This window comes from Paucibacter sp. XJ19-41 (assembly GCF_028462495.1).
In the GTDB taxonomy this organism is placed as follows: domain Bacteria; phylum Pseudomonadota; class Gammaproteobacteria; order Burkholderiales; family Burkholderiaceae_C; genus Roseateles_E.
In genome coordinates, this window is sequence record NZ_JAQOWX010000014.1 from 13,840 (window position 1) to 28,519 (window position 14,680).

General features: G+C 68.7%; 9 protein-coding genes. 5 read left to right on the forward strand and 4 right to left on the reverse strand.

Translation table 11 applies throughout. The features are described 5' to 3' along the window. Window positions 1-14 precede the first annotated feature (14 nt). On the forward strand, window positions 15-1,409 hold the full coding sequence (locus PO768_RS05605; protein ID WP_272645254.1) for a diguanylate cyclase domain-containing protein: 1,395 nt from the start codon (window positions 15-17) through the stop codon (window positions 1,407-1,409). On the opposite strand, the gene PO768_RS05610 is transcribed toward PO768_RS05605, so the two are convergent. Both PO768_RS05610 and PO768_RS05615 read right to left on the reverse strand, forming a co-directional pair. Then, window positions 1,391-2,356 carry a diguanylate cyclase gene (locus tag PO768_RS05610; RefSeq protein ID WP_272645255.1) on the reverse strand — a complete coding sequence of 322 codons (966 nt, stop codon included), beginning with the start codon at window positions 2,354-2,356 and terminating at the stop codon, window positions 1,391-1,393. The genes PO768_RS05605 and PO768_RS05610 overlap by 19 nt on opposite strands. Beyond that, window positions 2,353-7,155 (reverse strand): PAS-domain containing protein, encoded by a 4,803-nt coding sequence (locus tag PO768_RS05615; protein WP_272645256.1) that lies wholly within the window; start codon window positions 7,153-7,155, stop codon window positions 2,353-2,355. The genes PO768_RS05610 and PO768_RS05615 overlap by 4 nt, the downstream gene beginning before the upstream one ends. Window positions 7,156-7,285: 130 nt before the next feature. On the opposite strand from PO768_RS05615, the gene PO768_RS05620 reads away from it, so the two are divergent. After that, window positions 7,286-8,209 carry a diguanylate cyclase domain-containing protein gene (locus tag PO768_RS05620; RefSeq protein ID WP_269841049.1) on the forward strand — a complete coding sequence of 308 codons (924 nt, stop codon included), beginning with the start codon at window positions 7,286-7,288 and terminating at the stop codon, window positions 8,207-8,209. Here the strand turns inward: PO768_RS05620 and PO768_RS05625 are convergent, their stop codons facing one another. Continuing rightward, window positions 8,210-9,694 carry an NAD-dependent succinate-semialdehyde dehydrogenase gene (locus PO768_RS05625; RefSeq protein ID WP_272645257.1) on the reverse strand — a complete coding sequence of 495 codons (1,485 nt, stop codon included), beginning with the start codon at window positions 9,692-9,694 and terminating at the stop codon, window positions 8,210-8,212. 148 nt (window positions 9,695-9,842) lie between these two features. Between PO768_RS05625 and alaS the strand changes: the two genes are divergently transcribed. Both alaS and PO768_RS05635 read left to right on the forward strand, forming a co-directional pair. Next, complete coding sequence (gene alaS / locus PO768_RS05630) at window positions 9,843-12,539, forward strand: alanine--tRNA ligase (RefSeq protein ID WP_272645258.1); 2,697 nt, start codon at window positions 9,843-9,845, stop codon at window positions 12,537-12,539. 73 nt (window positions 12,540-12,612) lie between these two features. Continuing rightward, on the forward strand, window positions 12,613-13,314 hold the full coding sequence (locus PO768_RS05635; RefSeq protein WP_272645259.1) for a UPF0149 family protein: 702 nt from the start codon (window positions 12,613-12,615) through the stop codon (window positions 13,312-13,314). Between the two features lie 21 nt (window positions 13,315-13,335). Here the strand turns inward: PO768_RS05635 and PO768_RS05640 are convergent, their stop codons facing one another. Continuing rightward, the gene (locus PO768_RS05640) at window positions 13,336-13,818 is read right to left on the reverse strand and encodes an SET domain-containing protein (RefSeq protein ID WP_272645260.1); all 483 of its coding nucleotides are present in this window, start codon (window positions 13,816-13,818) and stop codon (window positions 13,336-13,338) included. A gap of 263 nt (window positions 13,819-14,081) precedes the next feature. Here PO768_RS05640 and PO768_RS05645 point away from each other — a divergent pair, with 263 nt between their 5' ends. After that, on the forward strand, window positions 14,082-14,603 hold the full coding sequence (locus tag PO768_RS05645) for a GNAT family N-acetyltransferase (protein ID WP_272645261.1): 522 nt from the start codon (window positions 14,082-14,084) through the stop codon (window positions 14,601-14,603). Window positions 14,604-14,680 lie beyond the last annotated feature (77 nt).

Here is a 14,680-nt window from a genome sequence, read left to right on the forward strand (position 1 = left end):
CGCGGAGCGCTTCCATGTCCCTGCCCCTGCCCGCCCAAGAACTCGAACGGCTGAAGGACTTGCAGGCGCTGGCCTTGCTGGACAGCCCGCGAGATCCGGCCTTCGATGATCTGGTGAGCCTGGCGGCGGAGTGGTGCGAGGTGCCCATTGCAGCGATCAGCCTGATCGATGCGAACCGGCAGTGGTTCAAGGCCCGCTGCGGGCTGGACACCAGCGAGACACCGCGCGAGCAGTCCTTCTGCACCCATGCCATCCTGAAACCCGATGAGCTGATGCAGGTGCCCAACGCGCTGCTGGACCCACGCTTCGTCGACAACCCGCTGGTCACCGGCGAGCTGGGCATCCGCTTCTACGCCGGCGCGCCGCTGGTCACCGGCGAGGGCCATGCGCTTGGCGCGCTGTGCGTGATCGATACGAAACCGCGCGAGCTGACCGACTCGCAGCGGCGCGCGCTGACCGTGCTGGCCCGCCAGGTCGGCGTGCTGATCGAGCTGCGCCGCAAGCGCGCGCAGCTGGAGCAGCAACAGGCCTCGCTGCGCGCCAGCGAGGCGCGGCTGCGCGGCATTACCGACAATGTGCCGGCCCTGATCGCCTATGTGGACGGCGAGCAGCGATTGCAGTTTTGCAACCGCGTCGCGCTGGACTGGGGCCAGCTCCCGGCCGAGCAGGTGCTGGGCCGGCCGCTGGAATCCTTGCTGGGCCCCACCGAGTACGCCAGCCACCGCGAGCATGTGCTGGCCGCGCTGGCCGGGCAGCGGCGCGAGTTCGGGCTGTGGAGCGCCAAGCCGGGCGAGCCGCGCTTTCTGCAATTCGGCTATGTGCCCGACTGCTGCGACAAGGGCACGGTGCAGGGATTCTTCGTGCTGGCCAGCGATCTGACGGTGATGAAGAACCTGGAGATCCAGCTGGCCTCGGAGGCCCGCTTCGATGCGCTGACCGGCCTGCCGAACCGGCGCCATTTCCACGAGCAGCTGGACCAGGGCCTGCTGCGCGCGCAGCGCCACGGCACACGCCTGGCGCTGGGCTTCATGGACCTGGACGGTTTCAAGAAGATCAACGATCAGCACGGCCACGCGATCGGCGATGCGGTGCTCAAGGAGTTCGGCCGGCGCCTGCGCGCCAGCGTCAGGCAGACCGATTTCGTCGCCCGCCTGGCCGGCGACGAGTTCACCGTGCTGCTGGAGGATGTGCAGCAGGCCCATGAGCTGGAGCCGCTGGCGCAGAAGATACTGGCCGCGATACGCCCGCTCTTCATGCTGGACGGCGGCCTGCAGCTGGCGGTGCGCAGCAGCCTGGGCCTGGCGCTGGCCGAGGCCGGCGACCGCGCCACCACGCTGGTGGAGCGGGCCGACGCCGCGATGTACCGCGCCAAATCGCAGGGCCGCGATACCTATGTGATCGCGGCCTGAAGCGCGCTGGCGCTGACCCGTGCGCGGCCCTGGGCCTTGGCCTGGTAGAGCTGGCGATCGGCCTCTTGCAGCATCGTGGCGACGCTGTCGCGCGCGCCCGGCACGCCGCAGACCAGGCCCAGGCTGATCGTGACCACCTCGGCCACCTCCGAGCCCGCATGCGGGCAGCGCAAGCCCCGCACCGCCACCTCCAGCGCCTCGGCCACGCGCAGCGCGCCCTCCATCTCGGTCTCGGGCAGCAGCACCGCGAACTCCTCGCCGCCATAGCGGCACAGCAGGTCGCCGGGCCGCTTGAGCGCGCCGCGCAGCGCCACCGCGACACCGCGCAAGGCATCGTCGCCGGCCAGATGGCCGTAGTGGTCGTTGTAGCGCTTGAAAAAATCCACATCGATCATCAGCAGGGCCAGGCTGCTGGCATTGCGCAGCGCGCGCTGGAACTCGGCCTCAAGGCGCTCGTCGAAGAAACGCCGGTTGTGCAACCCGGTCAGCCCGTCGACAAAGGCCAGCTGACGCAGCAGATCGGATTGCAGCTTCAGGGTCAGATGGGTGCGCACGCGCGCCCGCACCACGGCCGGATTGAAGGGCTTGGTGATGAAGTCCACCGCCCCGCAGGCCAGGCCGCGGGTCTCGGCCTCGGCCTCCTGATGGGCGGTGACAAAGATCACTGGCATATCGCGCAGCAGCTCATCCGCCTTGAGCCTTTGGCACAGCTCATAGCCGTCCATCTCGGGCATCTGCACATCGAGCAGCAGCAGATCGGGCAGCTGCTCGCGACACAGCTGCAAGGCCTGGGCACCGCCGGTGGCCATCAGCACCTGGCAATCAGCCGCGAACACCTGGTGCAGCACCTGGATATTGATGGGCTGGTCGTCCACCAGCAGCAGGCGCGGGCGTCGGCCCAGCAACTGGTGCAGGCCCTGCGGGTCCGGGCTGTCTCGCTCGGTCATGGATGGGTCTCCGACATCATGGCTTCGCAGTATTGCAGAGCGCGGCCAAAGTCCAGCTGCGCCATCGCCTCGTCCAGCGCCTCGAAGTGTTCAGGCGACAGCGTGGCCCCATGCTCAAGGCGCAGACGCTCCAGCACATCGAGTGCCGCCATGTCCGAGCGACCCAGCAGCTGGGCCAGCTGGCGCAGCGCCTGCTGCCGCTGGGATGCGTCGCCCGTCACTGCGCCCGCCGGCATGGCGGGCGCCTCGTCCAGCGCCTGGACCAGGTCCGACAAGGCCTGCAGATCGGAGGCTATCTGCTGCTCCAGCGCCGCGACGGCCGCTGGCGTCAGGCCACCCCCGCTCTTGAGCCCCTGCTCCAGCGCGCCGGCGCGTGACGCCAGCGCGTTCGCGCCCAGGGTTGCGGCCAGGCCCTTGAAGCCATGCAGCGCCGCCGCCGCCTCGGCGAAGCCTTCGTCGAGCAGATGGGCGCGCAGCTGCGCCGGCAGCGCCTCGGCCTGGCCGCTGAAGGAGCGCAGCATGCGCCGGTACAAACCCGTCTTGCCCATCATGCGCTGCAGCGCGCCCTGCGGGTCCAGGCCCGGCGCGGCGCCGGCCGGCGCGGCGCGCCAGGCGGTGCCGCCGCGCAGCAGGGCCACCAGCGCGTCCAGATCAAAGGGCTTGCCGATATGGGCATTCATGCCCGCCTCCAGACAGGCCAGCCGGTCCTCGGGCATGGCGTTGGCCGTCATCGCGATGATGGGCAGCTCGCCCAGGCCCAGCTCGCTGCGGATCAGCCGGGTGGCGCTCAGACCGTCCAGCACCGGCATCTGCACATCCATCAGCACCGCGTCCCAGTGCGGATCGACCGCCAGCAGGTCCAGCGCGAGCCGGCCGTTGCCGGCCAGCGTCACGCGGGCACCCTCGTCCTGCAACAGCTCCTGCGCGATCTGCTGGTTGTTCAGATTGTCCTCGACCACCAGCAGCCGCATGCCGTCGAGCCGGTGCTGCTGCGGGTCCGAGGCCGCCGCAGCGGCCGGCGCCTGCGCCAGCGGCAGGCTCAGGCTGAAGAAGAAACGGCTGCCCTGCCCCGGCGCACTGTTCAGGCCCAGCTCGCCACCCATCAGCCGCACCAGGCGCTGGCTGATCGCCAGGCCCAGCCCGCTGCCGCCGAAACGCCGTGTCGTCGAGGCCTCGGCCTGGCTGAAGCCGCTGAAGACATGGCTTTGCTGATCGGCGGCAATGCCGATGCCGCTGTCCTGCACCTCGAATTCGATCTCGACCCGCTGTGCGTCCAGGTGGTGGCAGCGCAGCGCGACCCGCACCTCGCCGCGCTCGGTGAACTTGACCGCGTTGCCGCCCAGATTGATCAGCACCTGCTGCAGCCGCAGCGCATCGCCCCACAGCCATGGCGGCAGGGCCGGGTCGAGCTCGAAGACCAGGGCCAGTGCCTTGTCGCCGATATTGGCCCGCAGTATCACCGCCAGCTCATCGACCAGTACCCGGGGGCTGAAGGCAAACGGGTCCAGATCCAGCTTGCCGGCCTCGACCTTGGAGAAGTCCAGGATGTCGTTGAGCAGGCGCAAGAGCGAGCGCGCCGCGCCTTCGCTCTTGCCCAGATAATCGCGCTGGCGCTCGTCCAGCGGCGTGCGCTGCAGCAGCCTGAGCATGCCCAACACCGCATTCATCGGCGTGCGGATCTCGTGGCTCATAGTGGCCAGGAACTGGCTCTTGGCCAGGCTGGCCTGCACGGCCACCGCCGTGGCGCGCTCCGCTTCGGCCTGAGCCTCCTGCTGGCGCGCCTGCAGACGCTTGCGCGCGGTGATGTCGATGAACACGCCCAGATAGCCGTAGCGGCTGCCGTCACGGCCGCGCAGCTCGGTGACCACGCGCAGCGCCTCCATCGTCTGGCCATCCCGGCGCAGATAGCAGCTCTCGATCTCGCGGTTCAGCTCGGTGGGGTGGACCAGGGCCTCGAAGCCGTCGACACGCTCGCCGGTCTGACGGAACACCCGCTCGCTGGCCTCGATCAGATCCGAGGCCGAGCTGAAGTCGGCGGCCGTGCCGCGCCCCACCACATCCTCGGCCGGCCAGCCCAGCATCTGCTCGGCACCGCGGTTGAACAGCGTGATCACCCGGTCCTCGCCGGTCGCCACCAGGCCCACCTTGGTGCTGGAGTCCAGCACCGCATTGAGCAGGGCCACGGTGCGCGCCTGTTCCTGCGCGGCGCGGCGCTGCTCGCTGACATCGGCGTAGGTGGAGACAAAGCCCAGGCCCGGCACCGGCGCGCTGCGGATCTCCAGGCACAAGCCATCGCGCCGCCAGCGCTCCCAGTAATGCGGCTCGCGCAGCGCCGCTTCGACGCGGGCCCAGGTCTGGGCCAGCGCCTGCTCCAGCGAGGCCTCGCCATAGTCGCCATGCGGCCAGCGCGAGCGCACCGTGTCTTCCACCGTGACCGTGCCGGCGGCGAAGAAATCGGGCCCGAACTGGTAGAGCCGCTCGTACATGCTGTTGTGCAGCAGCAGCCGCCCCTGCGGGTCGATCACCGTCAGACCGCAGGGCAGGCTCTCCAGCACCACACGCAGCAGCTCGGCGCTGCGGCGCTGCTCGGCCTCCAGACGCTTGCGCTCGCTGATGTCCACATAGGTGGTCACCAGCCCGCCGTCGGGCATGGGCGCGCCGCGGATTTCCAGCGCCGTGCCGTCCGGCCGGATGCGCTCGAACTGGTGCGGTCCACCCTGGCGGGCCCGCGCGACGATGCGCTCCAGCTGCTCGGACGGGTCTTCGTCGGCCTCGACCTGGTACTCGCCACGCTCGAGGTTGTAGCGGATGAAGTCCTCGAAACGGGTGTCGCCGGGCTGGCCGAACGCGGGCGGGAAATCCAGCAGGCGCAAGAAGGCCTCGTTGTGAGCCACCAGCCGAAACTCGGCATCGAACACGCTCAGGCCGCAGGGCAGGCTGTCCAGCACGCTGCGTAGCAGTGCGTGGCTGCGCTGAGTCGAGGCCTCCAGCGCGCGGCGTTCGCTGATATCGATATGCATGCCGGCCATCCAGTGCGGCCGGCCATCGGCGGTGCGTGCGATCACCCGGCCGCGCGACTGCACCCAGACCCAGTGGCCCTCGCGGTGGCGCATGCGGAACTCGGCCTGGTAGTCGGGCGTGTCGCCCTGCAGATGGGCATGCAGGGCCAGTTCGGCGCCGGGCAGGTCCTCGGGATGAACCAGGCCGGACCAGGTGCTCATGCCCAGCGGCTGCAGTTGCTCGCGCGTGAGGCCTAGCATGCCGGCCCAGCGCTCGTTGATGCGCAGCTCGCCGGCGATCAGGTCCAGCTCCCAGGTGCCGGCATGGGTGCCGGCAATGATATTGGCCAGGCGCTCGCGCTCCAGCGCCAGCGCCTCGGCGGCCTGCTTGCGCTCGGTGATGTCCAGCGCGATCTCGATAAAGCCGCTCAACCGCCCCTGCTCGTCGCGCACCGGCTGCACCTCGGTATCAACCCAGTAGAGGCTGCCATCCTTGCGCCGGTTCAGGATCTCGACCCGGCAGCCCTGACCCTCGGCCGCCGCCTGCGCCAGCGTCCGCAGCACGGCCGGATCGGCCAGGCCGCTGCCCAGCAGCTCGCCCGGCGTGCGGCCCAGCGCCTCGGCGCTGCTATAGCCGGTGACCCGGCCAAAGCCCTCGTTGACCCAGCTGATGCGCAGCTGCGCATCGGTGGCCAGCACGCTATTGGTCGTCCCTCGCGCGACGACGGCCAGGCGCTCCAGATCACCCGTCATCGCCTCGGCCAGCGCCTGGGCCCGGGCGCGTCCCGAGGCCAGCAGATAGACCACCCCGGCCAGCGCCGCGCTGAGCAACAGCCCGCCGGCGCCGACCCAGACCGGCTCGTTGCGGGCCAGCTCGCGCTCCAGACCGGGCAGGCTGTCCAGCCGCAGCCAGAACCGGCGCCCGCCGAACTCCAGCGAGCGCAGCGCGCTGAAGCGCGGTTCGGCCGCCACCACGCTGCCAAACACCAGATGGTCCGCATGGGCCGTCTCACCCTCGTAAATGCGCAAGGCCAGACGCCCATCGCCGGCCGCCGCCAGATCGGCAAACAGCTCGCGTGCCACCAGCGGCGCATAGACCAGGCCGCGCAAGGTGTCGCGGCGCTGCTGCGTGGTTTGAGGATCGGTGCCCTTGCGGTAGATCGGCAGCATCAGCAGAAAGCCCGGGCTCTGCTGCTCGTCCTGCACCAGCGTGATGCGGCCGGTCAACATGGCCTGCCCGCTGTCGATGGCACGCTCGATCATCTCGCGCCGCAAGGGCTCGCCGCCCATGTCCAGGCCCCAGGCATTGCGGTTGTCGCGCAAGGGCTCGATGTATTTGATGATGTAGTGCGGCTGCGCCTGCCCCAGGCGCTTGACGCCGAAATCGAGCGCGCCCTCGTCTTGCAGTTCGGCCGCCAGCGCCGGCAGCGCCGAAGCCTGGACCGGTTCGACAAAGCCGAAGCCGCGCACGCCGGGAAACTCGCGGGTCATCTGGCGCGACTCCACATAGGCGCGGAACTCGCCGAGCTGCACATCGCGGCTGGCGGTGAACAGGCCGCGCCCGCCATGCAGGCCGTAGATCGGCAGATTCAGGCGGCGCTGCAGCTCGCGCTCGATCCGCTCGCCCAGACGCTCGAACTCGCGGCCGGCCTGGCTGCGCTCCTCGGCCCGCAGCCAGGCCGTGGCGGCCAGGGTCAGCAGCAAACCCATCATCAGCACCACCATGGCCAGCGACCGGGCCGACCAGCCGCTGCGCCGCAGCCTGCGACGCCAGCGCGACGGCGCCTCTTGCTCCTGCATGCCTCACCTCGCCATTTCGGTCTTGCGTTGCAAGCCAGTCTATCCCGGCGGTGGAATCCCCAGCAGCATCCGCAAACGCCATCGCGTCTAATGGCTGTTGGGATTTCATAAAGAGCAGCGGAGCCAGGTCTTGAGCCAGAGCACAGCCTTCAAGGTTTTATGGGTCGACGAGTACAGCCCGGCCATCCTGGCGGCCGAGTTGGGGGCGACCGAATGGGGGCGCTTCAAGCTGCAGCGCTGCGCCAGCCTGGAGGAAGCGGCCCTGCTGCTGGGCGAGCATCCCCACGATGCGCTGCTGGCGGCCTTGCCCAGCGAGCGCGCGGCCGGCTTGACGGCCTGGGCGGCGCTGTCGCATGCGGTGCAGGAGACGGCGGTGCTGGTGCTGAGCCCGGCCTGCCCGGCGCCGGTGGCGCTGGAGCTGCTGCAGCGCGGCGTGCAGGATGTCGTGCTGCAGACCCAGTGGGGCCAGCACGGGCTGGCGCGCAGCCTGCGCTGGGCCATCGAGCGCCACCGCCTGGACCGCAGCGCGCGCAAGGCCTATGCCACCGATCTGGACACCGGCCTGCCGACCCGTGCCCAGCTGCTGGACCATATCCACCATCTGCTGGCCTTGCGCCAGCGCGAACCCTCGCCGATGGCCCTGCTGGTGTTGCGCATCTCGGGCCTGAGCAAGGTGCGCGAGCGCCTGGGCCGGGAGAGCGTCAATGTGTTGCGCCGGCGCCTGGCGGTGCGGCTGCGCGCCGGCGTGCGGGCCAGCGATGTGGTGGTCAGCCTGGGCAGCGACAGCTACGGCGTGCTGCTGGCCTCGACCGAGCAGCCCGAGGATGCCGAGCGCGTCGCGCTGAAGCTGGCGGCGGCGCTGCAAAAACCGCTGCATCTGGCCGGGCAGTCGCTGAGCGTCGGTGCGCGCGTGGGGCTCAGCCTCTACCCGGGCGGCGCCCAGGACGCCGAGACCCTGCTGCGCCAAGCCACCAACGCCGCCGCCCATGCCGGCGCGCCGGCACCGCCGCGCGTGCACAAGAAGGCGGCCAATGATGAGCCGCCGAGCCCCTAATCACTTCAGGATGTCGCCCAGGCAGAGGTACTTCATCTCGACATAGTCCTCGATGCCGTGGCGCGAGCCCTCGCGGCCCAGGCCGCTTTGCTTGACGCCGCCGAACGGCACCTCGGCCACCGAGATCAGGCCGGTGTTGACGCCCACCATGCCGTACTCCAGCGCCTCGCCGACGCGGAAGATGCGGCCAATATCGCGGCTGTAGAAATAGCTGGCCAGGCCGAATTCGGTGTTGTTGGCCAGCGCCACAACCTCGGCCTCGGTCTTGAATTTGAAGACCGGCGCCACCGGGCCGAAGGTCTCCTCGCGCGAGCAAAGCATCTGCGCGCTGGCATCGGCCAGCAAGGTCGGCTCGAAGAAGCGCTCGCCCAGATCGGGCCGCGTCTTGCCGCCGGCCACCAGGCGCGCGCGCAGCGCCAGCGCGTCGGCCCCATGGGTTTCGACCTTGGCGACGGCCAGATCGTCGATCAAGGGGCCCTGGCTGACGCCGGGCTCGAAGCCGTTGCCCAGCTTGATGCCGGCTACCTTGGCGGCCAGCTTCTCGACGAACTGTTCGTAGACCGACTCCTGCACATAGAGACGGTTCGCGCAGACGCAGGTCTGGCCGGCGTTGCGGTACTTGCTGGCCATCGCGCCCTCGACGGCGCTGTCGATATCGGCATCGTCGAAGACGATGAAGGGCGCGTTGCCGCCCAGCTCCAGCGACAGCTTCTTGATCGTCGGCGCGCACTGCCGCATCAGGATGCGGCCGACCTCGGTCGAGCCGGTGAAGGAGAGGTGGCGTATCACATCGCTTTCACACAGCAGCTTGCCGATCGCGATCGAGCCCTCGCCGTCGGCCGTCAGCACGTTCAGCACGCCCGAGGGCATGCCGGCGCGCTGGGCCAGTTCGGCCACCGCCAGCGCCGACAGCGGCGTCTGCTCGGCGGGCTTGATGATGACGGTGCAGCCCGCGGCCAGCGCCGGTGCCACCTTGCGGGTGATCATCGCAATCGGGAAATTCCAGGGCGTGATCGCCGCGCAGACGCCCATGGCCTGCTTGAGCACCAGATAGCGCTTGTTGTTGTCGGTGGTCGGGATCGTCTCGCCATAGACCCGCTTGCCCTCCTCGGCGAACCAGTCGATGAAGCTGGCGCCATAGACCACCTCGCCCTTGGCCTCGGCCAGTGGCTTGCCCTGCTCGGCCGTCATGATGCGGGCCAGATCGTCGGCATGCTTGACCAGCAGCTGCTGCCAGCGCATCAGGATGGCGGCACGCTCCTTGGCGGTCTTGCCGCGCCAGACCACCCAGGCATTGTTGGCGGCGGCAATCGCGGCCTCGGTCTCGGCTTGGCCCAGATTGGCGACATCGGCCAGATGAGCGCCGGTGGCCGGGTCGTGGACGGCGAAGGTGCTCTTGCCGGACACCCATTCGCCATTGATCAGGGCCTGGGTCTTCAGCAGGCTGGCATCGTCCAGCGCGCTCAGCGGTGACACATGGTCCATCTTGAATCTCTCCATCGACGCGGTGATGGCGCAACTCTAACCGCTGGCGCGACGCCGCCGGGCGAGGCCCGCCCTATAATCGAAATCCCCGAAAAATCAAGCATTTACCGCCGGACTCATGCCGGTGGTGCGCTAGGAAAGCCCCGGAATGAAAGCAGCTGAGATTCGCCAAACCTTTCTGAAGTTCTTTGAATCCAAAGGGCATCAGATCGTCTCCTCCAGCCCGGTCGTGCCCGGCGATGACCCGACGCTGCTGTTCACCAATGCGGGCATGAACCAGTTCAAGGACGTGTTCCTGGGCTTCGACAAGCGCGCCTACAGCCGCGCCACCACCAGCCAGAAGTGCATCCGTGCCGGTGGCAAGCACAACGACCTGGACAACGTCGGCTACACCGCGCGCCACCACACCTTCTTCGAGATGCTGGGCAACTTCTCGTTCGGCGACTACTTCAAGCACGATGCGATCCAGTACGCCTGGGAGCTGCTGACGACCAAGTTCATGCTGCCGGCCGAGAAGCTGTGGGTCACGGTCTATGCCGAGGACGACGAGGCCTACGAAATCTGGAACAAGGTGGTGGGCGTGCCCGCCGAGCGCATTGTGCGCATCGGCGACAACAAGGGCGGCCGCTATATGTCCGACAACTTCTGGATGATGGGCGATACCGGCCCCTGCGGCCCCTGCACCGAGATTTTCTACGACCATGGCCCCGAGATCGCCGGCGGCCCCCCGGGCAGCCCGGATGAGGACGGCGACCGCTATATCGAGATCTGGAACAACGTCTTCATGCAGTTCAATCGCACCGAAGACGGTGTGATGCACAAGCTGCCCAAGCCTTCGGTGGACACCGGCATGGGCCTGGAGCGCCTGGCCGCGGTGCTGCAGCATGTGCACTCGAACTACGAGATCGACACCTTTGTCGGCCTGCTCGCCGCCGCCAAGTCTGCAGTTGATGCGGCGGGCGCCGGCGATTGCGACAAGGACAGCGCCTCGCTGAAGGTCATCGCCGACCACATCCGCGCCTGCTCCTTCACCATCGTCGACGGCGTGATCCCCGGCAACGAGGGCCGTGGCTATGTGCTGCGCCGCATCGCCCGCCGCGCGATCCGCCATGGCTACAAGCTGGGCGCGCGCACTCCCTTCTTCCACAGAATCGTCGCCGAGCTGGTGAACCAGATGGGCGATGCCTACCCCGAGCTGCGCCAGGCCCAGGCCCGCGTGACCGAGGTGCTGAAGCAGGAGGAAGAACGCTTCTTCCAGACCATTGCCAACGGCATGGAGATCCTGGAGGCGGCGCTTGGCAAGCTTGAAGAAGTCGACATGGATGTTGCATTCCACCAGTCGAACCGAGCTGAAAAGCGTGGAGACAAGTGGGTATCTCAGCTCGACGGCGAAACCGCCTTCAAGCTGCACGACACCTATGGCTTTCCGGTCGACCTGACCGCCGATGTCTGCCGCGAGCGCGGCGTGACCGTGGACCAGGCCGGTTTCGACGCCGCGATGACGCGCCAGCGCGAGCAGGCCCGTGCGGCCGGCAAATTCAAGATGGCCGCCGGCCTCGAGTACAAGGGTGCGCCGACGGCCTTTCATGGCTATGAGCACCTGGTCTGTGAAACCTCCAAGGTCACGGCCGTCTATGTGGACGGCGTTGCGGTCGAGGAAGCCAAGGCCGGCGACGATGCCGTGATCGTGCTGGACCACACGCCCTTCTACGCCGAGAGCGGCGGACAGGCGGGCGATGCCGGCGAGCTGCGCAACAACAGCAGCCGCTTTGCCGTCGAGGACACGATCAAGATCCAGGCCGATGTCTTCGGCCACCATGGCCGCGTGCTGGAAGGCGCGATCAAGGTCGGCGACCAGTTCGTCGCCAAGGTCAATGCCGAGGCCCGTGCCAAGACCGTGCGCAACCACAGCGCCACCCACCTGATGCACAAGGCCTTGCGCGAGGTGCTGGGCGCCCATGTGCAGCAGAAGGGCTCGCTGGTCAACGCCGAGCGCACCCGCTTCGACTTCGCGCACAACGCGCCGATGACGGCCGAGCAGATCGCCAAGGTCGAGGCCATCGTCAACGCCGAGATCCTGGCCAATGCCGGCGCGAAGGCCGAGGTCATGGCGCTGGACGACGCGCAGAAGAGCGGCGCGATGATGCTGTTCGGCGAGAAGTACGGCGAGACGGTGCGCGTGCTGAGCATCGGCAGCTCCAAGGAGCTGTGCGGCGGCACCCACGTCAAGGCCACCGGTGATATCGGCCTGTTCAAGATCGTCGCCGAGGGCGGCGTGGCCGCAGGCGTGCGCCGCGTCGAAGCCGTCACCGGCGACAACGCGCTGGCCTATCTGCAGTCGCTGGAAGCCACCGTGCAGGCCGTCGCCGGCAGCTTGAAGACGGCACCCGCCGAGCTGGAGCAACGCATCCACGCGGTGCTGGATCAGGTCAGGTCGCTGGAGAAGGAGCTGGCCGCCGCCAAGAGCAAGCTGGCCTCGGCCCAGGGCGATGAGTTGCTGGCCCAGGCGGTGGACGTCAAGGGCCTGAAAGTGCTGGCGGCCCTGCTACCCGGCGCCGATGCCAAGACCCTGCGCGAAACCATGGACAAGCTCAAGGACAAGCTGAAGACCGCCGCCATCGTCTTGGCCGCCGTCGACGGCGACAAGGTCCAGCTGGCCGCCGGCGTGACGGCCGACAGCACGGCCAGGATCAAGGCCGGCGACCTGGTCAACTTCGTTGCGCTGCAGGTCGGCGGCAAGGGTGGCGGCAAGCCCGATCTGGCGATGGCCGGCGGCACCGATGCGAAAGCCCTGCCTGCGGCCCTGGCCGGCGTGCAGGCCTGGGTCGGCGAACGCCTGGTCTGATCCCGGCTACGATCTTCCACACACGGGGGCCCCGCGGGGCCCCGGTTCTTTTCTGCTTTTTGAGGAGGCGCTTGTGAGCGACACCCTGGACCAGGACAACGCCGAGCGCCTGGCCGCCCTGCTGAATATTCGTGCCGCGCAATCGAGCGAAGACGAAGAGGCGGTGCCGATTGACACCTTGGACGGCTATATGACGGCGCTGATCTGCGGCCCCGTCGTCGCTTCGCCACTGCAGGCGATGGACGCCTTGTTCGGCGAGAACTGGCCCGAGCCGCTGCAGGCCCAGGACCAGCTGGAGGCCTTCACCGACGCGCTGCACGAGCGCTGGAACGAGATCGCCGAGAACCTGGCGCCCGAGCCTCTGGCCGAGCAGCCCGACGCAATGCAGCTGAGCCCGCTGATCACCGAGTTCGACGAGGCCACCAAGGCCGAGCTGCTGTCGCAAGGCGTGCTGCGCGCCGAGCAGCTGGCCGAGCTGCCGCCCACTGGCGTGATGTGGGTCGAGGGCTTTATGCAGGCGGTGGAGGACAACCAGCAGCACTGGTATGTGCACGACACCGACAGCGAGGCCGGCCAGATGCTGGACGCGATGCTGATGTCGGTGGCCGCCGTCGCGATGCCGGCCGGCGAGCAGCGCGAGGCCTATATCGTCGAGGCCTATGACGAGGGCGAAGAGGTGGACCAGGACGTGCTGATCGACGATGCGCTGTTCTCGGTGCAGGACCTGCGCCTGTTCTGGCTGCAGCACCCGGCACCGGAAGCACCGCTGCACTGAGCCATTCAGGCGCCGCTCAGTTCAGAGCTTGCCGCTGCAGTTCGGCGCGCCGCAGCGGCAGCGCAGCCGCCCTTCGTGGTGGCTGTCGCCGTAGTGGCAGGTGATCTCCTCGCCGGGTTCGATATCGCGCAGCGCATAGAACTCGACCCGGCCCTGGCGGATGCGCAGCACCGCATTGGGCGCGCAGCAATGGTTGATATTGCGCATCGGCTCGGGAGAGTCCGTCGCATCGACCGCGCGGGTTTCCGACACCTCGACGATATGGATGCGCTCGCGCCCCTTGGCACGCCGGCGCGCCTCGCGCACCGAGATCGACTCGCCGCGCATCTCGCCAATCTTGCGGCGCGCCGGGATCGCCTCCTCGGCGAACACCCCCAGGCCGTCGATCGCGCTGGGCCCGGCCCGCAGCGCATAACGCAGCGCCGGCTGCGGCTGGCCGCGCGGGCGTGGCGCTACTGCTTCGATGACGGGGCGGGGCGGGACGATGGCGGACAGGCGAGGCATGACCTGATTGTCGCCGCGATGCGACGCGCCCCCAGTTGACCTTGTCGCGCCAGGCCCCGCATACTGGGGCCCATGTCGCACCCTTGCCGCCCTCAACACCTGACCCTAGCCATCTGCTCCCAGCAGATGCATCGCTTCGTCTTTGACGATACGCGCCGGGGCCGGTACAGCGGCAGGCCCCCACGCTAGAAACCCACCGAATCCCCCCAAGCCCGCTGAGACCCAGCGGGCTTTTTTCTTGCCCATCCCACAAGGACGACATCATGGACATCTCGATACGACGCAGCCAGACCGCCGACGCCGCCGCCATGGCCCAGCTGATGAGCCACCCCGAGGTGCTGCCGGGGCTGATGCAGCTGCCCTACGCCTCGACCGAGCAATGGGAGCAGCGGCTGAAGAACAATCTGGCGCCCGGTGGCACCGACCTGCCCCTGGTGGCCGTGATCGGCGGCGAGGTCGTCGGCAGCGCCGGCCTGCACTCGGCCGGTCCGGCGCTGCGCCGCCGCCATGTGATGAAACTGGGCCTGGCGGTCGCCCCGCAGGCCCAGGGGCGCGGCGTCGGCAAGGCCTTGATGGCCGCGCTGATCGACTATGCCGACAACTGGGGCCAGGTCTTGCGCATCGAGCTGGGCGTCTATGTCGACAACGAGCGCGCGCTGAAGCTCTACCAGCGCTTCGGCTTCGAGATCGAGGGCCGCCAGCGCGCCTACGCGCTGCGTGCCGGCCGCTATGTCGACAGCTATGCGATGGCGCGGCTGCACCCGAACCCGCCGGGCTGGGGCTGATCAACCCTCGATCAGGTCCAGGCCACCCGCCAGCTCGCCGCCGGCGAGCTGGCGCCACAGGTCCTCGACATCGAGCA

Bases quoted from the DNA above. Each gene is read 5' to 3' on its own strand.
- PO768_RS05605 (WP_272645254.1), top strand. From the start codon at position 15: ATGTCCCTGCCCCTGCCCGCCCAAGAACTCGAACGGCTGAAGGACTTG.
- PO768_RS05610 (WP_272645255.1), bottom strand. From the start codon at position 2,356: ATGACCGAGCGAGACAGCCCGGACCCGCAGGGCCTGCACCAGTTGCTG.
- PO768_RS05615 (WP_272645256.1), bottom strand. From the start codon at position 7,155: ATGCAGGAGCAAGAGGCGCCGTCGCGCTGGCGTCGCAGGCTGCGGCGC.
- PO768_RS05625 (WP_272645257.1), bottom strand. From the start codon at position 9,694: ATGGACCATGTGTCACCGCTGAGCGCGCTGGACGATGCCAGCCTGCTG.
- alaS (WP_272645258.1), top strand. From the start codon at position 9,843: ATGAAAGCAGCTGAGATTCGCCAAACCTTTCTGAAGTTCTTTGAATCC.
- PO768_RS05640 (WP_272645260.1), bottom strand. From the start codon at position 13,818: ATGCCTCGCCTGTCCGCCATCGTCCCGCCCCGCCCCGTCATCGAAGCA.
- PO768_RS05645 (WP_272645261.1), top strand. From the start codon at position 14,082: ATGGACATCTCGATACGACGCAGCCAGACCGCCGACGCCGCCGCCATG.